Below are 22,409 nucleotides of genomic sequence, written 5' to 3' on the forward strand. Positions count from 1 at the left end.
AAGGGAGCTTAAGATGGAAAAGAAAATCGGTGAAATCAAAGAGGAATTAAAGGCAGCAAACGATAATATGCTGCCTCATTTTATAGAAGAGTATGAAAAAGATGAGCGTGCCGGTGTTGTAAAAATCGTAGAGCAGGCAAGAAAACGCTATGAAAAACTGCAGCAGGAAATTGCCCGGATTGAGACGCTAAAAACGTACGAAAAAGAGTACGAATCTTACGGCTATGTCTGCGGAATTGATGAGGTTGGAAGAGGACCGCTTGCAGGCCCTGTTGTGGCAGGTGCTGTTATTTTGCCAAAGGACTGTGACATTTTGTATATCAATGATTCGAAAAAACTTTCTGCAAAGAAAAGGGAAGAGTTGTACGATGTGATTATGGAAAAAGCAGTGGCGGTTGAAATTGGAATGGCAAGTCCGAAACGGATTGATGAGATTAATATTTTGCAGGCAACCTATGAGGCAATGAGAGAAGCTATAAGCAAATTGTCCGTAAAACCCGATATATTATTAAACGATGCAGTGACGATTCCGCAGGTTGACATAAAGCAGGTGCCGATTATCAAAGGAGATGCCAAAAGTATCTCGATTGGTGCGGCAAGTATTGTAGCAAAAGTGACCAGGGATCGTCTTATGGTAGAATACGATAAACTATTACCGGAGTATGGATTTGCATCGAACAAAGGATATGGTTCGGCTGAGCACATTGAGGCATTAAAAAAGATTGGGCCATCGCCGATCCATAGAGCATCTTTTATCAAAAACTTTGTCTAAAGAGGGATGAGTTATGCAGATTTCAGATATGTTAGGACAATATAACCGAAACGTTACAGCAGGAAGTGAGAACCTGACCGGTGTAAAAGGGGTGGAACAGCTTGTTTCTTCCTTAAAAGAACTCAAAGTGGGAAATGTTTTTGAGGGCACCGTAAATGCGATGAAGAATGGTCAGGTGATGTTAGGCCTAAGTAACGGACAGACTATTTTGGCAAGACTGGATGGTAAGTTGAGCCTAACCGTTGGAGAGTCCATGTTCTTCCAGGTGAAGATGAACGATGGAACACAGATTGCGATTCGTCCTTTCTCTGGAACTGGAAATGCTGCAAACCCAACACTTTTGAATGCTCTTTTTGCTGCGGGACTTCCGGCAAATGAGAAGAATTTGAACATGGTGGATGCCATGATGCGGGAACAGATGTCGATTGACAAACAAAGTTTAAATGAGATGATGAAAGCGGTTCTTTCCAATGAAAAAGTACCGGTTGCAACGATTGTTCAAATGACAAAGCTGCACCTTCCGATTTCACCGGAGATGGCAGCACAGTTTGAAAACTACCAGAACGATTCTCATGCAATCTTAAACGAGATTGATACGATGATAGAAGATTTGCCGGGAATCTTTGAGGAGGAGACACTGTCGCAAAAACAGATTGTGAATCTAAACCATGGGCTTTTGGATGTGATTGGAAACGGGGAGATTTTACAGGAAACAGGGAGCATGGATGCCCAGGAAACGGCAAATATGGTATCACATGCAGGGCAGGAGACACCTGATGATGGCGCTATGAACTTGCAGGGAATGTCAGACAATACCTCGCAGAGTGCAGAGGAACTTACCGATGGTATTTCGAATGTGCAGGAGGAAGGCGTGCAGCTTACCTTAGGAGGACAGGAAGTTTTTGCAAAGGATACGCTGGGCAGTCTGCTAAATTCGGAACAGGCTGAGATATTGACAAGACAATTGCAGGAGATTCCAGAAGTGGCGTTAAATGGTCACCTTTTTACACAGGAGATGCAGGAGGAAGAGATTGTTCCAAAACTGAATCTGCACTTATCGGCGGCACAATTTTTAAAAGAAGTGGATGAAAATCTGATGCAGGCGGTAAAGAGCGGAACACTTTCCACACAGGATGTGTTTGGGGAGACAGCCGATGGACCTGCCGGAAAATTATTAAGCAGTAAGACCTATGCGGCAGTTTTAAAAAATGTGTTGGAGCAGCAATGGTTATTAAAACCGGAAAACTTAAAAGAAAAGGAAAAAATCTCCGAATTGTATGAGCGCCTGGATCATCAGATGGAAAAGATAGAACAGGTACTCAAAGAATCTGGAATTCAAAGAACTTCACTGTCAGAGACAATGAATGATATTCGAAGCAACATCGAATTTATGAATCAGATTAATCAGACCTATACTTATGTACAGATGCCATTAAAGCTTGTAAATCAGAATGCAAACGGGGAACTTTATGTATACACGAATAAAAAGAGTCTGCATGACCCAGAATCGGAACTTAGCGCATTTTTACATTTGGAATTAGATCATCTTGGAACAACGGATGTCTCGATTAAGATGCGCCCGAAAACAAAGGAAGTCTCGACGAATTTTTATCTGGATGATGACGAGGCGTACCGTCTGATTGCACAGAATATGCCAATCTTAGAGGACCGTTTAACAAGAAAAGGGTATCATTGTACGATGACGGTTACAAAGGGAGAGAAAGACGTTAACTTCGTGGATGATTTCTTGAAAAAAGACCAAAGGAGTGTAGGAACTCTACATCGCTATTCCTTTGATGTGCGTGCATGACAGAGGTGGGAAAATGGAAGAAGCAAAGGAATTTCGCCCTATTTTTGGCGTGAAAAATCAGGGAGAAAAAAAGGAAAAGCAAAAAACTGCGGTAGCGATTGCCTATGAACCGGGAGATGAGGCACCAAAGATTTTAGCAACCGGAAAAGGTGCGGTCGCAGAGCGCATCATCGAGACGGCAAAAGAGAATCATGTGCCGTTTTATCAGGATGGAAAATTAGCACAGACACTGTCCAAGCTTGAGATTGGGGATGCCATTCCACCAGAACTATATGGTGTTGTTGCAGAAATTCTTGTGTTTGTGGATGATATGGATAAAATGAGGGGAAAATTGCAAGATTACAGAAGAAAATAGAAAATTTTGCAGGAAATAATGCATAAAAAGGCAACGCAGGGATGGTGTTTTATGGAGAAGGGGAAGAAACAAAATAATCGTACGGTTGGGGCAGCGTATGAAAAACGTGCCGGTGAGTACTTAAAGAGTCAGGGATATCATATTTTAGAATATAACTACAGATGTAGAATGGGCGAGATTGATATCGTGGCAAGAAAGGAGACGTACCTCGTCTTTGTGGAGGTCAAGTACCGCAGGCGGGACGGACAAGGGCATCCTGCGGAGGCGGTGACGCTTGCAAAACAAAAAAAGATATCAAAGGTGGCACAGTTTTACTGCCTGACGCACGGCATTACGGAGGGAGTGCCATGCAGGTTTGATGTGGTGTCGATTTTAGGGGATGCCACCGAGCTTATCGAGAATGCATTTGAATACCGCGCATAAGGAAATGGAGTTAAAATAGCATGGAATGGATAAAAAAGAATAACGAAGAAATTTTAGTATGCAATCAGGTTGCATTGGAGGACGGAACGACGGTACCTTTGCTTTCCTACCCATTGTTGACGGAAACAGGAATTGTGAAACACTGTTTTACGACGCGCATGGGCGGTGTGAGTAAAGGTATTTTTTCTAGCATGAATCTAAGCTTTACACGTGGTGATGAAAAAGAGGACGTGATGGAGAATTACAAAAGGTTAGCGGAGGCACTCGGTGTATCGCTGGAAAATTTTGTGTTCACTGACCAGACCCATACAACCAATGTGCTGAAAGTGACAGAAAAGGATGCCGGAAAAGGGATTTTAAGAGAGCGTGATTATCAGGATGTGGATGGTCTGATTACGAATGTGAAAGGGTTAGTGCTGTCTACCTTTTTTGCAGACTGTGTGCCACTTTACTTTGTGGACCCGGTACACGAGGCGATTGGAATGAGTCATTCCGGCTGGAGAGGAACAGTCCGTAGAATGGGAAAAGCGACAATCGAGGCGATGGAGCAGGCATTTGGAACGAAACCATCCGATTTAATCTGTGCAATCGGTCCATCTATCTGCCAGGATTGTTACGAGGTCAGCGAAGATGTGGCAGAGGAATTTAAAAGTGCATTTCCTGGCTATGAGCGGGAAATTTTATTAGAGAAGGGAAATGGAAAGTACCAGCTTGATTTATGGAAGGCAAATGAGATTGTATTAGAGGAGGCAGGTGTAGAAAAGGAACACATCGCTGTCACCAATCTATGCACCTGCTGTAATCCAAATCTGTTGTTTTCCCATCGTGCAAGTCATGGAAAAAGAGGAAACTTAGGCGGATTCCTCTGCTTAAAATAAAAGTGTTCTTCCCTGGGTAGAATTTCTCTGCTTAACGTAGAATTCTTTTGTTTGCGACAGAATCAGGTAGAAATTCGAACAGGAAAGCGTTATAATAAAAAAAGGTTGTGAAAAAAATAACAATTTTCATGTAGGAGGATGTTTAGAATGGATACAAAGAAATATGTATCATATATGGTAGAAGAAACAAAAAAGATTTTAGCAATTGACAGCCCATCTGGCTTTACAAAAGAAGTGGCAGAGTATGTGATGGGAGAGTATCGTAAATTAGGATATGAACCAAAGCAGACCGTAAAAGGCGGAATCTTAGTGGCACTTGGCGGAAAAAAGAAAGAAGATGCAGTTATGTTAGAAGCGCATATCGATACACTTGGTGCCATGGTGTCTGAGATTAAAGCAAACGGAAACTTAAAAGTAACACCAATCGGTGGCATGAATGCAAACAATGCAGAGGCAGAGAACTGCAGAATTCATACCAGATTCGGCAAGGTTTACGAAGGAACCTTGCAGTTAGACAACGCATCTGTTCATGTCAATAAGGATTACAGCGATACAAAGCGTGAATTTTCCAGTATGGAAGTTGTCTTGGATGAGTTCGTAAAATCAGCAGAAGATACCGAAAAATTAGAGATTGGTGTCGGTGATTTTGTCTGCTTTGACCCAAGAACAACAGTAACGGAAAAAGGGTTTATCAAGAGCCGTTTTTTGGATGATAAATTAAGTGTTGGAATCTTACTTGGCTATGCAAAATATTTAAAAGAAGAAAAGGTAGAGCCGGAACGTATGGTTTATCAGCATATTACAGTTTATGAAGAGGTAGGACACGGCGGAGCAGCTTCCATTCCAGAAGGCGTGACAGAAGTGATTTCTGTGGATATGGGCTGCGTTGGCGACGGATTAAAATGTGATGAAAGACAGGTGTCCATCTGTGCAAAAGACAGCCATGGACCTTACAACTTTGATGTGGTAACAGGTCTTATTACAGCTGCAAAAGAAGAGGGATTAAACTATGCCGTTGACGTTTATCCATATTATGGTTCTGACGCGGATGTTGCCTTAACAGCCGGATATGATGTGCGTCATGGTTTGATTGGAGCGGGCGTTTATGCTTCCCACGGATATGAGAGAAGCCACGTGGAAGGTGTTGAAAATACATTCCGCCTGTTGTGCGCTTATTTAAAATAGACACAGGATGAGATATTAAGAAAATCTTTAAAATATCCTAGGATTATCTTTATTGTATGGCATAACCTTTCGTGCTATATTGACTGTATTAAAAATAATAGTACAGCTAGTACAGACGGGAGGTTATGTGCTTGATACAGCTAAATTATCGTGATTCAAAACCGATTTACGAGCAGATTAAGGACGGGATACGCCGCCTGATTGTGTCAAATTCACTGGCACCGGATGAAAAGATACCATCGGTACGGGAATTGGCAGCATCATTGGCAATCAATCCAAACACAATACAGAAAGCCTACCATGAACTTGAGGCAGAAGGATATCTTTATTCTCTGCCGGGAAAGGGAAGTTTCGTGGCAAAAAGGAACGAGGTGCTTGATGCAAGGGAAAAAGAACTGTTATCGGAATTGGATGAAGTAGTAACGGAATTGATGTATCTATCTGTAAAACCGACAGAACTTGTGACACGCGTGGAAAATCTGGTAAAAGGAGGGGGACAACTTGATACAGGTAAACAATCTAAGAAAGAGTTTTGATGGATTTTTGGCTTTAGATGGTGTAAATATGCATGTAAAAAAGGGTGCAATCTATGGCTTGGTAGGACCTAACGGTGCCGGTAAGTCAACGTTGATTCGCCATATTACAGGTGTGTACAGACCCGATGAGGGCGAAGTGCTTATCGATGGAGAGAATGTATTTGAAAACCGGAATGCAAAGTCAAAATTTTCTTATATACCAGATGAATTATTTTACTTTATGCAGGCAGATACATTGGAAATGAAACGTTTTTATCAGGGAATTTATCCGAATTTTGATGAAAAATTATTTTACCGGATGCAGGAATTCTTCCCGACAATCGATGTAAAACGAAACATCAGGAGACTTTCAAAAGGAATGCAAAAACAGGTCGCATTCTGGCTTGCCATCTGCTGCAAACCGGAACTTTTGATATTAGATGAGCCGGTGGATGGCTTAGATCCGGTTATGAGACGCCAGATTTGGAGCATTATCATGGCAGAAGTGGCAGAAAAAGAGATGACGGTTCTGGTATCATCCCACAATTTAAGAGAGTTAGAGGATGTCTGTGACCATGTCGGAATCATGCATGCAGGAAAAATTATGATAGAACGTTCCTTAAGTGAATTACAGGGAAGTGTGTGTAAGATTCAGGTTGCATGCCAGAATGGTATGCCAAAGCTTCCAGACAATTTTGAGGTACTTCATATGTCCAACACGGGAAGAGTCTATACTTTGATTGTAAAAGGCAACCCGGAGGACGCAAAGAGAGCATTATATGAGGAAGGAAGCCCGACGATTGTGGATGCACTTCCACTCACGTTAGAGGAGATTTTTATTTATGAGATGGGAGGTGCAGATTATGAAGTCAAAGACATTTTGCTTTAATCGCACAATTTTTCGGAAAAATGTGACGCATTTTTGGCCAATCTGGGTCCTTTATCTTTGCTACCTGCTTGTCTCACTGCCGATTAGTATCTGGGTTTCGGTAAAGACATCACAGGGAATGGAAATTTCACCCTATGAAATTTTGTATGGTGTATTAGATTATGGTGTGGATGCTTCCATGTATCTTATCGTATCTGTGATTGTCGCAGTTGCGGTATTTTCCTATTTGAATTTTGCAAAAAATACCAATATGATTCATGCATTGCCGGTAGACCGCAATGAACTGTTTCTTACCAACTATTGTTCAGGCCTTTGCTTTTTATGGGTACCGGAATTAATTACATTTGTAGTTGCCGTTTTTGTATGTCTGGCTTGTCAGATTACCTGTGCACAATATTTGCTTTACTGGTTGTTTTTTGCGGCGGGAATCTCACTGTTTGGCTACACATTAGCAGTACTTTTGACAATGTTTTCCGGTCAGATCCTTGCAATGCCAATTTATTTTATCATTGCAAACTTTTTGTATGTGGGCATCCGCTATATTATAGCCATGATAATCAATCTGATTTCTTATGGATTGATGGAAGGATGGAAACCGGGATATTCTGGAATGTTATCGCCATGGTATTTTCTGGAACTTCATTTAGGAGTGGAATATCAATACTCCCACAACGGAACGAAAATTGCAGGTCTGTCGGTCTATGGACAGAAATACGTTCTTATTTATGCAGCCGTCAGTGTGATTTTCTTTTTCCTGGCATGGTATTTATATAAGAAGAGGGATTTGGAGACAGCCGGAGACCTTATCAGTGTAAAATGGTTAAAACCAGTCTTTCGCTGGGGAATCGCGATGTGCGGCGGTATTTTACTTGCAATTGCTGTGACAACAGTGATTCAGACAGTTACGGAAATTTCAGCCTTTGTCTGCGTGTTAATCTGCATGGTAATTTTTGGATTCCTCTGTTTTATGATAGCGGAGATGTTATTGCAGAAGAGTTTTAAGGTCTTGAAAAAGAAAGTTTTTGTGGAGGCAGCAGCTTTTCTTTGCGTTTCCATCGGAATTTTATCTTTATTCCGAATGGATATTTTCGGATTAGAGGGAAAGGTGCCGGAAGAAAACGAGATTCAGGAAGCATTCCTATATATGGATTACCCGATTTATTATAAAGGAGACGATGTTGGCATTGTGACACAGATACATCAGGAGATATTGTCCCACAAAAAGGAATATCAGAATGTCGGAAACAATGGCAATATGCTGACTATCAAGTATATGTTAAAAGATGGCTCGTCACTGGTACGCCGTTACGTGATTCCAACCGGGGAAGAAGAGCTTGCAAAGAAAGACAGTGTGGCATCTTTGGTCGGACAGGAAGAAAAGAAGTTTGACAATCAGATGAAAAATATGTTTGGACTTTACTATGAAGAGGATAAACTGTTGTCTGGAACGATTGATTTATATGATAGTGAAGGAAAAGGCACAGATTATGACATGGATCAAAGACAGTTGGAAAAGATTTATCAGGCGTACATGCAGGATATCAAAGAAGGAAACCTGGATTATCAGCTTTACATATTAAATTCTGATTATGCGGATAATCAGCCGGGGGACTTTTATAATAATATCAAGATTACCTATTACAATGAAAAAGGCAGCCTGACGTCCAATGATTATTACTTTAATTATTATTACCATGACATTGATGTAAAACAAAAGACAGGTACAGCCTACATTCCGTTTAATGAAAATTGTACGAATCTGGTGAAAGCTTTAGAGGAGACAGGAATTGTCAATAATGGATGGCATTTATATACCTATGATGAGTATAATGCATTGACCGGTGTGGATACTTATGAGGAATAAATCGTGTTAAGAAAAGAGCGTGGAATAACAAGTGTTGTTATTCCGCGTTTTTTATTGTAAACTAAGAGGTAGAGTTGCAAATAGAAAAATGGAGATTTTGAATGAAAAATATGAAGCATGAACATGTGATAGATAGAGTTGAGGAAGGAAGCATTGCACAGGAACTTGATATTGAGCCGGGAGATGTGCTTCTTAGCATCAATGGAAAAGCGATAGAGGATGTGTTTGATTATCATTATTTAATCAATGACGATTACCTTGTGGTTACAATCCGTAAGCAGGATGGCGAGGAATGGGAGTATGAGATTGAGAAGGACTACCAGGAGGATTTGGGAATTGTATTTGAAAATGGTCTGATGGATGATTACAAATCCTGCCATAATAAATGTATCTTCTGTTTCATCGACCAGATGCCAAAAGGAATGAGGGAGACGCTTTATTTTAAGGATGATGACTCAAGACTTTCTTTTTTACAGGGAAATTATGTGACCCTAACTAATATGAAGGAAAAGGATTTACAGCGAATTATTGACTATAAATTAGCGCCGATTAACATTTCCGTACAGACGACGAATCCAGAACTTCGCTGCAAGATGTTGAACAACCGTTTTGCAGGAGAAGCACTCAAAAAGATTGATTTGTTATACGAAGCCGGAATTGAGATGAATGGCCAGATTGTTCTTTGCAAGGGAGTCAACGATGGAGAGGAATTAGAGCGTTCCATCCGCGATTTGTGCCGCTATCTTCCTTATATGGAAAGCGTCTCGGTGGTGCCGGTCGGATTGTCAAAGTACCGGGATGGTCTGTATCCGCTAGAGCCTTTTACAAAGGAAGATGCCAACCGGGTGTTAGATACGATTCACAAATGGCAGAAACACTGCATGGAGACGCATCATACACATTTTATCCATGCTTCGGATGAATGGTATCTTCTGGCAGAGCGTGAGCTGCCACAGGAGGACAATTACGATGGTTACATCCAGCTAGAGAATGGTGTGGGCATGATTCGTCTGCTCTTAGATGAGTTCCATGCGGCGTTAGATGATTTAAAACAGGAACTTTCTAATGGAACTACAAATGTAGATATAAATGAAAAAAGAAAGATTACGCTGGCAACCGGTCGTCTTGCAGCCCCATTTTTAGCACAGATGGCAGAAGAATTTGAAGAAGTGATGCCACAGCGCAAGATTGAAGTCGTGCCAATCCGAAATGACTTTTTCGGAGAGCGCATTACCGTGTCAGGGCTTTTGACCGGACAGGATCTTTTGGCACAGTTAAAGGAGAAAGACCTTGGAGATTTGGTTCTTTTACCATGCAATCTATTGCGCAGCGGAGAGGAAGTTTTCTTAGATGACATGACGTTAACAGAGCTTAAAAATGCTTTACAAGTGCCAATAGATATTGTAAAATCAAGCGGTCAGGATTTGCTGAACGGAATGTTATCGTAATGATTTCCATAGAGAAAAAGATAGTTTGACAGAAAAGGAGTATAAAATATGAGTAAACCAGTCGTAGCAATTGTAGGACGTCCAAACGTAGGAAAGTCTACATTGTTTAATGCACTTGCAGGTGAACGTATTTCAATCGTAAAAGATACCCCTGGTGTTACCAGAGACCGAATTTACGCGGACGTTTCCTGGTTAAATTACAATTTTACCATGATTGATACAGGTGGTATTGAACCAGATACCAAGGATATTATTCTCTCACAGATGAGAGAACAGGCAGAGATTGCCATTGCAACTGCCGATGTTATCGTCTTTTTGACAGACGTAAGACAGGGATTACAGGATTCGGATTCTAAGGTGGCAGATATGCTGCGCCGTTCTGGAAAGCCAGTTGTTCTTGTGGTAAATAAAGTGGACAGTTTCGAAAAATATATGGCAGATGTCTATGAGTTCTACAACCTGGGAATCGGAGATCCATTCCCGATTTCCGCTGCATCCTTACTTGGACTTGGAAATATGCTAGATGAGGTGGTAAAACACTTCCCAGCACCAAATCCGGAGGATGAAGAAGATGAGAGACCAAAGGTTGCAATCATCGGAAAACCAAACGTAGGAAAGTCTTCCTTGATTAACAAACTAGCAAAAGAAGACCGTGTGATTGTATCCAACATCGCGGGAACGACAAGAGATGCGATTGATACAGACATCAAATACAATGGAAAAGAATATGTTTTTATTGATACCGCAGGTCTAAGACGTAAGAATAAGATTAAGGAAGAAATCGAGCGTTACAGTATCATCCGTGCCGTGACGGCGGTAGAGCGTGCCGATGTCGTGATTATTGTGATTGATGCGACAGAAGGCGTTACCGAGCAGGATGCCAAGATTGCTGGAATTGCACATGATCGTGGAAAAGGAATTATTATTGCAGTTAATAAATGGGATGCAATTGAGAAGAACGACAAGACTGTGAAAAAGTACACAGAGGACGTACGTGATATCTTAAGCTTCATGCCATACGCAGAAATTTTATTCATTTCTGCCATGACCGGTCAAAGACTTGGAAAATTATTTGAAATGATTGACGTTGTCATGGAGAACAACAGCCTTCGTGTTGCAACCGGTGTCTTAAATGAAATCGTGGCAGAGGCAGTTGCGATGCAGCAGCCACCGTCAGACAAAGGAAAACGTTTGAGAATCTACTATGTGACACAGGTATCGGTAAAACCACCAACCTTTGTAATTTTTGTAAACGATAAGGAACTGATGCATTTTTCATATACCCGTTATCTGGAAAACAGAATCCGTGATACATTCGGATTCAGAGGCACTTCCTTAAAGTTTATTATCCGGGAAAGAAAAGAAGACAAATAATCGAAAGAGAAAGGTATGGTTTTTGATATGATACTGGCTAGATTAATTTCAATTTTAATTGGATATTTATTTGGCCTGTTTGAAACAGGATATTTTTATGGAAAGATGTATGGGATTGATATCCGAAAACAGGGAAGCGGTAATTCCGGTGCAACCAATACATTGCGTACATTGGGAAAGAAGGCAGGTATCATCACCTGCCTTGGTGATATTTTAAAAACGGTTCTTGCGGTCATTGTGGCGCGTGCAATCTTTAAAGACCGGTATCCGGACGGCGTTATGCTGTTAGGCCTTTATGCAGGTTTTGGAGCAGTGCTTGGACATAATTTCCCGTTCTATCTGAAGTTTAAAGGTGGAAAAGGAGTTGCCTGTACTGGTGGTACGGTACTTGCCGTGTTCCCGATTGTGGCACCGGTTAGTATGGGACTTTTCTTAATTATCAGTGCAACGACAAAATATGTTTCCCTTGGCTCCATCGTTGGTCTTGCAACGGTGTTTCTCCAGGTATTTATCTTTGGAAAATGTGGAATTTTATCAGTGCCGGCTTCCTATGCGACAGAGTTTTATATTATGACGTTCTGCTTTACAGCACTTGGAATCTGGCAGCACAGAAGTAACATCAAACGATTATTAAATGGAACTGAGAATAAACTTGGAGCAAAAAAAGAAAAATAGCCCAGGATGAAAAGAAAAGAGGGACAGAAATGGCAAAAGTAGCAATTATTGGTGCAGGAAGCTGGGGAACAGCGCTGTCAGTTGTGTTACACAACAATGGAAATGAAGTGACAATCTGGTCCATTATGGAAGCAGAAATCGCCATGTTAAAAGAAAAAAGAGAGCATGTAGAGAAACTTCCGGGCGTAAAATTGCCGGATGACATGATGTTTACCACAGATTTAAAGGAAGCAATCGAGGGCAAGGATTATCTTATACTTGCAGTTCCTTCGGTCTTCACCAGAAGTACCGCAAAGAGCATGGCACCTTTTGTAAAAGAAGGACAGGTCATCGTCTGCGTGGCAAAAGGAATCGAAGAGGATACTTTAATGACAATTACAGATGTAGTTGAACAGGAAATCCCACAGGCAGATGTTGCGGTCATGTGTGGACCAAGCCACGCGGAGGAAGTTGGAATCGGACTTCCAACTACGGTTGTAGCTGGTGCGAGAAAGAGAGCCATTGCGGAAGGAATTCAGGACATTTTCATGAACGAAGTGTTCCGTGTGTACACAAGCCCGGATATGCTTGGAATGGAACTGGGCGGTTCCTTAAAGAACGTTATCGCGCTTGCAGCCGGAATGGCAGACGGACTCGGCTATGGAGATAATACCAAGGCTGCACTGATTACAAGAGGTATCGCTGAGATTAACCGTCTGGCACTTAAGATGGGTGCAAAGAGCGAGACGTTAAGCGGCCTTACCGGAATCGGTGATTTGATTGTAACCTGTGAAAGCAAGCACAGCAGAAACCGTAAAGCAGGAATGTTAATCGGACAGGGTGCAACGATGAAAGAAGCAACCGAAGAAGTCAAGATGGTGGTAGAGGGAATCTACTCTGCAAAGGCTGCCATTGCACTTGCAAAAAAATATGATGTCAAGATGCCGATTATCGAGGAGGTAAATCAGGTATTATTTGCAGATAAACCTGCCAAAGAAGCGGTAAGGGATTTGATGATCCGTGATAAGAGAGCTGAACATGGAAACCTGGATTGGGAGGAGGATGCCAGATAGGCATTCTCTTTTCCATAATTAGAAAGCGTTTAAAAGAAAGAGGAAAAAGATGGAGACAGAAAGAATTAAGATTAAGTATCATTCAAGTGAGATTAGCAAGTTAGAATACATTGAAGGAAAAAGTGACTGGATTGATTTGCGTGCAGCAGAGCGTGTTGTTTTAAAAAAAGGAGAATTTAAACTGATTAACCTTGGCATTTCCATGGAACTTCCAAAAGGATATGAAGCTGTTATTGTACCAAGAAGTTCTACCTATAAGAATTTTGGCATTATTCAGACGAACCATATGGGTGTCATTGATGAGACTTACTGTGGTGATAACGATGTTTATATGATGCCTGTACTTGCAGTGCGCGATACGGAAATCAATGTCAATGACAGAATCTGCCAGTTCAGAATCCAGCGTCACCAGCCTCAGATTGTATTTGAGGAAGTGGAGCACCTTGGAAATGAGAACCGTGGTGGAATTGGCAGTACCGGAAAAAATTAGCCTTCGTCAATCTGTACAATTAGAAAGTGAAAACTCGTCAGATTGACGAATGAATAAGAAAACAGTCGAAAAATCGGTGATATGTCACAAACAATAACAAAATTATTTGTTTAAGTGGTGTATGGCGTTTCCGGCTGTTTTTTTGTATCATATACTTATCAAGTACGAGAGACGTACACAACAGGAGGTATTTAGAACAATGGCAAGTTTATCATTGAAAAACGTTTGTAAAGTATATCCTAACGGTTTCGAAGCTGTTAAGGATTTCAATCTTGAAGTAGCAGATCAGGAGTTCATCATCTTCGTTGGACCATCTGGATGTGGTAAATCAACAACACTTCGTATGATTGCTGGTTTGGAAGAAATTTCTTCTGGTGAATTCAGAATCGATGGAAAATTAATGAACGATGTTGAACCAAAAGATAGAGATATCGCAATGGTATTCCAGAACTATGCTTTATATCCACATATGACTGTATTTGATAATATGGCATTCGGATTAAAATTAAGAAAAGTTCCTAAGGATGAAATCAAGAAAAAAGTAGAAGAAGCTGCTAGAATTCTTGACCTTGACAAATTATTAGACCGTAAGCCAAAGGCTTTATCCGGTGGACAGAGACAGCGTGTTGCCATGGGTCGTGCAATCGTTCGTAATCCTAAGGTATTCCTTATGGATGAGCCTCTTTCAAACTTGGATGCAAAACTTCGTGTGCAGATGAGATCTGAGATTGCTTCCTTACATAACAGATTAAAAGCTACTATCATCTATGTAACACATGACCAGACAGAAGCTATGACATTAGGAACCAGAATCGTTGTATTAAAAGACGGTGTTATCATGCAGGTTGATTCTCCACAGAAATTATACAACGAGCCTAACAACTTATTCGTAGCTGGATTCATTGGTTCTCCTCAGATGAACTTTGTAGATGCTCAGTGTAAAGTAGAAGGCGAGAAAGTTACTCTTACATTTGATAAGACAACTGTTGTTCTTCCACCAGCAAAAGCTAAGAAATTAATCGATGGCGGATACAACGGAAAAACAGTTGTTATGGGTATCAGACCAGAAGACATCGATGATTCCCAGATTGCTGTTGAGACACGTCAGGAAAGTGTAATTGAGACAGAGGTTACTGGATATGAATTATTAGGTTCTGAAGTGTTGTTATACTTCAAAGTTGCTGATGCAAACATGTCTGCAAAGGTTGACTCCAGAACACCTGCTCGTTTAGGAGATCACATCAAATTAGCAATTGATGCTGAAAAGATTCATGTATTCGATAAAGAAACAGAATTGACAATTACAAACTAATTCGGTAAAATTGAATAAATGAAAAATAAAAGACTGGGTGTATGATGTACACCCAGTTTTTCTGATGGAGTGATAAATTGATTTCAAATCATAAAATTCAAACAACGTTAGATGAAATAAGAGAGATTTCACATATTGAATTAGCTCTTTATACCGAAAAAGGGAAACAGGTAGCGGCAACCTTTGAACCAGAGGGAGATATGGAAACAGCCGTTGCATCATTTGCAGTATCGATGGCAGAGAGCCAGATGCTTGCAGGATGCCATTTTTTTAAGGTTATCGTGGAAGGAGAAGTAGAGTATATCCTTTTGACGAAATCAGGCACAGAAGATGCCTACATGATAGGAAGACTGGCAGTTTGCCAGATTCGGAATATGGTTGCAGCCCACATGGAGCAATTTGACCGAAATAATTTTATGCAGAATATTCTGCTGGGCAATATGCTGGTTGTCGATATGTATAACAAAGCGCAGAAGCTCCATATTGAGCAGTCGGAGCGCGTGGTATTCGTGATTGACGTGGAACGCAAGAAAGATTCCACGATTATGGAGATGGTAAAAAATCTTTTTGTGACCAAAGCAAAAGATTTTGTGACAGAGGTGGACGAACAGAGCATTATTCTGGTCAAGGACACCAGAGACATGAAGGAAGAAGATAATTTGGAGAATCTGGCAGAGATGATTGTGGACAATCTTCACGCAGAGGCGATGGTAAGGGTACGTGTTGGGTACGGAAACCGTGTGCGGAATCTGCAGGACATAGCCAAATCATACCAGGAAGCAAAGATGGCACTGGAAGTTGGCCGGATTTTCTATGCAGATAAAGAAATTATTTCTTATAGTAAATTAGGAATTGGACGTCTGATTTATCAGCTGCCGATGAGTTTATGTGAAATGTTTATCCAGGAAGTGTTTGGAGGAGGAATTCCAGATATCTTTAACGAGGAGACATTAACCACCATTCAGAAGTTTTTTGAAAATAATCTGAATATCTCAGAGACAGCAAGACAATTATATGTACATAGAAACACATTGGTGTATCGATTAGAACGTTTAGAGAAGATAATAGGATTGGATATTCGTAAGTTTGATGATGCGATGACATTCAAGATTGCGATGATGGTATTAGACCATATGCATTATCAGGGACATACGAAAGCATAAAAGTCCAAAAAGAATAGGGATTTAGGAGAATAGAAAGCTCGATGGAGCTTTCTATTCCTTTGAAAGGACAGAAAGAAAGGATATGGAAAATGGCAAACAAGGCAACTTATGATGAACATAGCATCTCGGTATTAGAGGGATTAGAAGCGGTTCGAAAAAGACCTGGAATGTATATCGGAAGTGTGTCAAGAAAAGGATTGAATCATCTGATTTATGAGATTGTGGATAATGCAGTTGATGAGCACCTTGCAGGTGCATGTGACACCATCCATGTAACACTTGAGGCAGATGGCTCCTGTACAGTAGAAGATAACGGACGAGGTGTGCCGGTTGGAATGCATGCAAAGGGAGTGTCCGCAGCGCGTGTTGTCTATACCACATTACATGCGGGAGGTAAATTTGATGATTCTGCTTACAAGACAAGTGGTGGTCTTCACGGAGTAGGTTCCTCGGTTGTAAACGCACTTTCGACCTTTATGGACGTGGAAATCAGCAGAGACGGATATGTGCATCATGACCGTTACGAGCGTGGTGTGCCAACAGTAGAATTGGAAAACGGACTTCTTCCAAAGATTGCAAAGACGAAAAAGACCGGAACAAAGGTAAATTTCCTGCCGGACCCGGAAATTTTTGAAAAAACAAGATTTAAGGAAGATGAAGTCAAAAGCCGTATGCATGAGACTGCATACTTAAACCCGAAGTTAACAATTATCTACGAGGATAAAAGAGGCGAAGAGGTAGAGCATATTGTCTATCATGAAGAGGATGGAATCAAGGGCTTTGTAAAAGATTTGAATAAAAATGCGGAAGTACTTCACGATGTCATTTATTTCAAAGGTGAGAGTGAAGGCATCACGGTAGAGGCAGCGTTCCAGTACACCAATGAATTCCATGAGAATATTTTAGGTTTCTGTAACAATATCTTTAATGCAGAGGGTGGAACCCACATTACCGGATTTAAGACAGTCTTTACAACGGTAATCAACTCTTATGCAAGAGAACTTGGTATTTTAAAAGAAAAAGATGCAAACTTCACCGGAGCGGATGTCAGAAACGGTATGACAGCAGTGGTATCCATCAAACATCCGGACCCACGTTTTGAGGGACAGACCAAGACAAAGTTAGACAACCAGGATGCGTCCAGAGTAACCGCAAAAGTAACAGGTGATGAGATTCAGCTTTTCTTTGATAAGAACTTAGAAACTTTAAAAACAGTGATTTCCTGTGCCGAAAAGGCAGCGAAGATTCGTAAGACAGAGGAGAAGGCAAAGACCAATCTTTTGACCAAACAAAAGTTTTCTTTTGACTCAAACGGAAAGCTTGCAAACTGCGAGAGCAGAGATGCCTCCATTTGTGAAATTTTTATCGTAGAGGGAGATTCTGCGGGCGGTTCCGCAAAGACAGCGCGTGACCGTAATTTCCAGGCAATTTTGCCAATCCGAGGTAAAATCTTAAACGTAGAGAAAGCAAGTATTGATAAGGTGCTTGCAAATGCAGAAATCAAGACAATGATTAATGCATTTGGCTGTGGATTCTCGGAAGGATATGGAAACGATTTCGATATCACAAAGCTTCGTTATGATAAAATTATTATCATGGCGGATGCCGATGTCGACGGAGCTCATATCTCCACACTTTTATTGACATTATTCTATCGTTTTATGCCGGAACTTATTTATGAAGGACATGTGTATGTGGCAATGCCGCCACTTTATAAGGCGATTCCAAGCAAGGGCGAGGAAGAATATTTGTACGATGATGCAGCCTTAGAGCGTTATCGTAAAACACACAAAGGTAACTTCACATTACAGCGATACAAAGGTCTTGGTGAGATGGACGCCCAGCAGTTATGGGAGACAACACTAGATCCAAAGACACGTATTTTAAAACGCGTTGAAATTGAGGATGGACGTATGGCATCCGATGTGACAGAAATGTTGATGGGAACTGACGTTCCTCCGCGTAAGGCATTTATTTATGAAAATGCAAAGATGGCAGAACTGGACGTTTAAAAGAAAGAGGACAAGGATAAATGAAGACAGAGGAACAGATTATTCAGACAGAATATTCTGAGTTGATGCAAAAATCATATATCGATTATGCGATGAGTGTTATTATTGCACGTGCCCTGCCGGATGTAAGGGATGGGTTAAAACCGGTGCAAAGAAGAGCGCTCTACGATATGTATGAACTTGGAATCCGTTATGATAAACCATATAGAAAATGTGCCCGTATCGTCGGAGATACCATGGGTAAATATCACCCGCACGGAGACAGCTCCATCTACGATGCATTGGTTGTAATGGCACAGGATTTTAAAAAGGGACTTCCACTTGTGGATGGTCACGGTAACTTTGGCTCTATCGAGGGGGATGGAGCGGCTGCAATGCGATATACGGAAGCAAGGCTTCAGAAGATTACGCAGGAAGCATATCTTGCAGACTTAGATAAAAATGTGGTCGATTTCGTGCCAAACTTTGATGAGACCGAAAAAGAGCCATCTGTACTTCCGGTAAAGGTACCAAACCTTTTATTAAACGGAGCAGAAGGTATTGCAGTTGGTATGGCGACCAGTATTCCACCACATAACTTTGCAGAAGTGATAGATGGTGTCATTGCATATATGAAGAATCCGGACATCAATACCGAGCAGATGATGGAATATATCAAAGGACCGGATTTTCCAACCGGAGGAATTGTGGCAAACAAAGATGATTTGTTAGCCATCTACTCGACCGGTGCCGGAAAAATCAAAATCCGTGGTAAAGTAGAGGTAGAGCAGGTCAAAGGTGGAAAAGAAAGACTTGTCATCACGGAAATTCCTTACACCATGATTGGTGCGAATATCGGAAAATTTTTGAATGATGTATACAGTCTTGTAGAGACAAAAAAGACCAATGATATTGTCGATATCACAAACCAGTCTTCCAAAGAAGGAATCCGTATTGTATTAGAGCTTCGAAAAGGCGCTGATGTCAACAATTTAAAGAACCTTCTTTTTAAGAAAACCAAATTAGAAGATACGTTTGGTGTGAATATGTTAGCGGTTGCGGATGGAAAACCAGAGACGATGGGACTTGTCCCGATTATCAGACACCATGTGGATTTCCAGTATGAGATTGCAACAAGAAAATACAATACACTTCTTGCAAAAGAACTCGAAAAGAAAGAAGTGCAGGAAGGTCTGATTAAGGCATGTGATGTCATTGACCTGATTATTGAGATTTTGCGTGGAAGTAAGAATGTAAAAGAGGCAAAGGCATGTCTGGTGGAAGGTGAGACAGGAAACATCAAGTTTAAATCCGAACAGTCTAAAAAGGATGCCGCAAATCTTCATTTTACAGAAAAACAGGCTTCTGCAATCTTAGAGATGCGTCTTTATAAATTAATCGGATTAGAGATTGAGGCATTGTTAAAAGATCATGAGCAGACCTTGGCAAACATCGCAAACTATGAGGATATTTTAAATAACCGTGCGACGATGGCAAAAGTAATCATCAAAGAGCTGACAGCATTTAAGAAGGAATATGCAAGGGAAAGAAAGACTGAGATTGCAAACTTAGAAGCTGCGGTTGTCGAGGAGAAAAAGATTGAGGAAACCGATGTTGTATTCTTGATGGATCGTTTTGGATATGCCAAAACGATTGACGTGTCTGCATACGAGAGAAACAAAGAGGCGGCAGACAACGAGAATAAGTACATTTTAACCTGTAAGAACACCGACAAGATTTGTCTGTTTACCAATCAGGGACAGCTTCATCTTGTCAAGGTACTCGATTTGCCTTATGGAAAATTCCGTGACAAAGGAACACCGATTGATAATGTAAGTAACTACAGCAGTAGTCAGGAAGACCTCGTCTACGTCACTTCATTAGGACAGATACGTGGACGCATGGTTTTATTTGCAACAAAGACAGCGATGCTTAAGGTTGTAGATGGTGGCGAGTTTGACGTGGCAAAACGTACAACCGCTGCAACTAAGTTAAACGAGGGAGACGAAGTCCTTTTTGTACATGAGATTACAGGTGAAGAGAATATGGTCATGCAGTCTGAAAAGGACATGTTCCTCCGCATCGAGACAGGTACAATTCCAGAGAAGAAAAAAGGTGCTGTCGGTGTGCGTGGCATGAAATTATCGATGGGTGACAGCTTAACGAACGTTTACCTGCTAGACACAGAGGAACCGATAACTGTTGAAGTCAAAGGCAAAGAAGTCGTGTTAAACCGCCTTCATGTACAGAGCCGTGACACCAAAGGTGTAAAAAAGTAAAAGAGAGATGAGAGCATTGAGAACATACGAAGAAGCCAGAGCTTATAGCAAAACAATCAGCAAGACCGGAAGTATTCTTGGACTTACCAGTATCAGAAATTTAATGCGAGAACTGGGGGATGTTCAGGAAAAGCTGCACATTCTTCATATTGCAGGAACAAATGGGAAAGGTTCTACGGGAGCCTTTCTTGCTGCAATTTTAAAAGAAGCAGGTTTTTCGGTAGGAAGATATACCTCACCGGCTGTTTTTACACCATTAGAAGTATGGAGCATCAATGGAACAAACATTTCAGAGGAAGAATATTGTAAGATATTGTCACAGGTAAAAGATGCCTGTGACATTCTGGTATCAAAGGGAATGCCGCATCCTACCATTTTTGAGGTTGAGACTGCTGTTGCATTTCTTTATTTTTATCAGAAAAAGTGTGATTATGTCCTGTTAGAAACCGGAATGGGCGGAAAAGAGGATGCGACAAATCTGATTCAAAAGCCGGTATGCTCCATTTTAACTTCCATCAGCATGGATCACATGAAATTCCTTGGAAATACGTTGCCAAAGATTGCGGCGCAAAAAGCAGGAATCATCAAAAAGGGCTGCCCGGCTTTTTCCTCCATGCAAAAAGAAGAAGCGCTTGCGGTAATTTTAAAGGAAGCAGAAAAAATGGATGCAAAGCTTACTGTGGCAAATCCAGAAGGTTATCATATTTTACAAAAAGAGGAAGATTCAACTACATTTGTAGAGCCTGACCTGGGGGAACTTACCATTCCAATGGCAGGGGAGTATCAGATTTTTAACGTTTCGCTTGCGATTGAGACTGCGAAATGGCTGTTGCAGAAAGAGCAGGTAAAAAATGCCAAAGAAATCATAAAAAACGGGCTAAAGAAGGCATGCTGGCCGGGGCGTTTTGAACTTCTTTTAAAAGAGCCGGACGTCGTCGTGGACGGTGCCCACAATGAGGATGCGGCACTTCAACTGAAAAAAACCGTCGAAAATTGTTTTACAAATAGGCGGATAACTTATATAATAGGGGTGCTTGCTGACAAGGAGCATGAGAAGATGTTAAAAATCATGCTGCCGCTTGCAGCAAAGGTCTATACCGTCACTCCACACAATGACCGGGCGTTGTCCGGGGAACTGCTTGCAAAAGAAGCAAGAAAGTTTCACTCCGATGTGACGGAGGCAGAAAGTGTGGAAGAAGCAGTGGTACAGGCATTAAACCAAAGCAAAAAAGAGGATGTGATTCTTGCGTTTGGATCGCTCTCTTATCTGGCAGAGGTGAAAGAAGCAGTGAAAAAAGCTACGGACAGGAAGGCGTGAGTTTAAATGGTTGATAAAGAAAAAGTAAGACAGGGAGTGGAACTCATTCTCGAAGGAATTGGTGAGGATGCAGCAAGAGAGGGACTTCTTGAGACACCAGACAGAATTGCAAGAATGTATGAAGAAATATTTGCAGGAATGGATCAGGATGCAGCAGAGCCACTTTCTAAGACATTCCATGCGAAGAATAATGAGATGATTTTAGAAAAGGACATCACATTTTATTCTACTTGTGAGCATCATTTCATGCCATTCTATGGAAAAGCACACGTAGCGTATGTGCCGGATGGAAAAGTTGTAGGCTTAAGCAAGCTTGCAAGAACCGTAGAAATCTACGCAAAACGTCCACAGTTACAGGAACAGCTTACCGCGCAGATTGCGGATGCCCTGATGGAACATTTGCAGCCCAAAGGAGCAATGGTAATGATTGAAGCAGAGCATATGTGCATGACCATGCGTGGCATCAAAAAGCCGGGAAGCAAGACGGTGACCTACACAACAAGAGGTGTTTTTCAAGAAGATGAGAAACTTCAGAATCAGTTTTTTACACTTGTAAAATAAGCAGATTTGCGGGTGGAAGACAGACACAAATCAGGCAGGTTACAGGTGTTAAAAT

Annotated in this window: 20 protein-coding genes; all 20 read left to right on the forward strand. The window is 41.2% G+C overall.

The window, feature by feature from the left end; translation table 11 throughout:
• Positions 1–13 precede the first annotated feature (13 nt).
• Positions 14–772 (forward strand): ribonuclease HII, encoded by a 759-nt coding sequence (locus tag BIV16_RS03480; RefSeq protein WP_075679327.1) that lies wholly within the window; start codon positions 14–16, stop codon positions 770–772.
• Between the two features lie 13 nt (positions 773–785).
• The gene (fliK, locus tag BIV16_RS03485; protein ID WP_075679326.1) at positions 786–2,582 is read left to right on the forward strand and encodes a flagellar hook-length control protein FliK; all 1,797 of its coding nucleotides are present in this window, start codon (positions 786–788) and stop codon (positions 2,580–2,582) included.
• Between the two features lie 13 nt (positions 2,583–2,595).
• Positions 2,596–2,937: an EscU/YscU/HrcU family type III secretion system export apparatus switch protein gene (locus tag BIV16_RS03490; RefSeq protein ID WP_075679743.1), complete on the forward strand. Its 342-nt coding sequence runs from the start codon at positions 2,596–2,598 to the stop codon at positions 2,935–2,937.
• 51 nt (positions 2,938–2,988) lie between these two features.
• Positions 2,989–3,360, forward strand: a complete 372-nt coding sequence (locus tag BIV16_RS03495; RefSeq protein ID WP_075679742.1) for a YraN family protein — start codon at positions 2,989–2,991, stop codon at positions 3,358–3,360.
• A 20-nt stretch (positions 3,361–3,380) separates the two neighbouring features.
• Positions 3,381–4,238, forward strand: a complete 858-nt coding sequence (pgeF, locus tag BIV16_RS03500; protein WP_075679325.1) for a peptidoglycan editing factor PgeF — start codon at positions 3,381–3,383, stop codon at positions 4,236–4,238.
• 147 nt (positions 4,239–4,385) lie between these two features.
• Entirely contained in the window at positions 4,386–5,423 is a 1,038-nt protein-coding gene (locus BIV16_RS03505; RefSeq protein WP_075679324.1) for a M42 family metallopeptidase, read from the forward strand.
• A gap of 131 nt (positions 5,424–5,554) precedes the next feature.
• Complete coding sequence (locus BIV16_RS03510; protein WP_075679323.1) at positions 5,555–5,959, forward strand: GntR family transcriptional regulator; 405 nt, start codon at positions 5,555–5,557, stop codon at positions 5,957–5,959.
• Complete coding sequence (locus BIV16_RS03515) at positions 5,925–6,827, forward strand: ABC transporter ATP-binding protein (protein WP_075679322.1); 903 nt, start codon at positions 5,925–5,927, stop codon at positions 6,825–6,827. The genes BIV16_RS03510 and BIV16_RS03515 overlap by 35 nt, the downstream gene beginning before the upstream one ends.
• Positions 6,802–8,691, forward strand: coding sequence for an ABC transporter permease (locus BIV16_RS03520; protein ID WP_143524694.1), 1,890 nt, complete (start codon positions 6,802–6,804; stop codon positions 8,689–8,691). The genes BIV16_RS03515 and BIV16_RS03520 overlap by 26 nt, the downstream gene beginning before the upstream one ends.
• 101 nt (positions 8,692–8,792) lie before the next feature.
• Positions 8,793–10,139 (forward strand): DUF512 domain-containing protein, encoded by a 1,347-nt coding sequence (locus BIV16_RS03525; protein ID WP_075679320.1) that lies wholly within the window; start codon positions 8,793–8,795, stop codon positions 10,137–10,139.
• A gap of 48 nt (positions 10,140–10,187) precedes the next feature.
• A complete protein-coding gene (gene der / locus BIV16_RS03530) occupies positions 10,188–11,513 on the forward strand; it encodes a ribosome biogenesis GTPase Der (RefSeq protein WP_075679319.1) in 1,326 nt (441 codons plus the stop codon).
• Positions 11,514–11,540: 27 nt separating this feature from the next.
• The gene (gene plsY, locus BIV16_RS03535) at positions 11,541–12,188 is read left to right on the forward strand and encodes a glycerol-3-phosphate 1-O-acyltransferase PlsY (protein ID WP_075679741.1); all 648 of its coding nucleotides are present in this window, start codon (positions 11,541–11,543) and stop codon (positions 12,186–12,188) included.
• A gap of 29 nt (positions 12,189–12,217) precedes the next feature.
• Positions 12,218–13,240, forward strand: coding sequence for an NAD(P)H-dependent glycerol-3-phosphate dehydrogenase (locus BIV16_RS03540; RefSeq protein WP_075679318.1), 1,023 nt, complete (start codon positions 12,218–12,220; stop codon positions 13,238–13,240).
• A gap of 49 nt (positions 13,241–13,289) precedes the next feature.
• Positions 13,290–13,730, forward strand: a complete 441-nt coding sequence (locus BIV16_RS03545; protein ID WP_075679317.1) for a dUTP diphosphatase — start codon at positions 13,290–13,292, stop codon at positions 13,728–13,730.
• A gap of 199 nt (positions 13,731–13,929) precedes the next feature.
• Entirely contained in the window at positions 13,930–15,042 is a 1,113-nt protein-coding gene (locus BIV16_RS03550) for an ABC transporter ATP-binding protein (protein ID WP_075679316.1), read from the forward strand.
• Positions 15,043–15,119: 77 nt separating this feature from the next.
• Positions 15,120–16,205, forward strand: coding sequence for a PucR family transcriptional regulator (locus BIV16_RS03555; protein WP_075679315.1), 1,086 nt, complete (start codon positions 15,120–15,122; stop codon positions 16,203–16,205).
• An 89-nt stretch (positions 16,206–16,294) separates the two neighbouring features.
• Positions 16,295–18,217, forward strand: a complete 1,923-nt coding sequence (locus BIV16_RS03560) for a DNA gyrase/topoisomerase IV subunit B (RefSeq protein ID WP_075679740.1) — start codon at positions 16,295–16,297, stop codon at positions 18,215–18,217.
• 20 nt (positions 18,218–18,237) lie between these two features.
• The gene (locus tag BIV16_RS03565; protein ID WP_075679314.1) at positions 18,238–20,475 is read left to right on the forward strand and encodes a DNA gyrase/topoisomerase IV subunit A; all 2,238 of its coding nucleotides are present in this window, start codon (positions 18,238–18,240) and stop codon (positions 20,473–20,475) included.
• A gap of 16 nt (positions 20,476–20,491) precedes the next feature.
• The gene (locus BIV16_RS03570) at positions 20,492–21,793 is read left to right on the forward strand and encodes a bifunctional folylpolyglutamate synthase/dihydrofolate synthase (RefSeq protein ID WP_159435915.1); all 1,302 of its coding nucleotides are present in this window, start codon (positions 20,492–20,494) and stop codon (positions 21,791–21,793) included.
• A 6-nt stretch (positions 21,794–21,799) separates the two neighbouring features.
• Positions 21,800–22,354 (forward strand): GTP cyclohydrolase I FolE, encoded by a 555-nt coding sequence (gene folE, locus BIV16_RS03575; RefSeq protein WP_075679312.1) that lies wholly within the window; start codon positions 21,800–21,802, stop codon positions 22,352–22,354.
• Positions 22,355–22,409 lie beyond the last annotated feature (55 nt).

The organism is Roseburia sp. 831b (assembly GCF_001940165.2).
Classification (GTDB): Bacteria; Bacillota; Clostridia; order Lachnospirales; family Lachnospiraceae; genus Roseburia.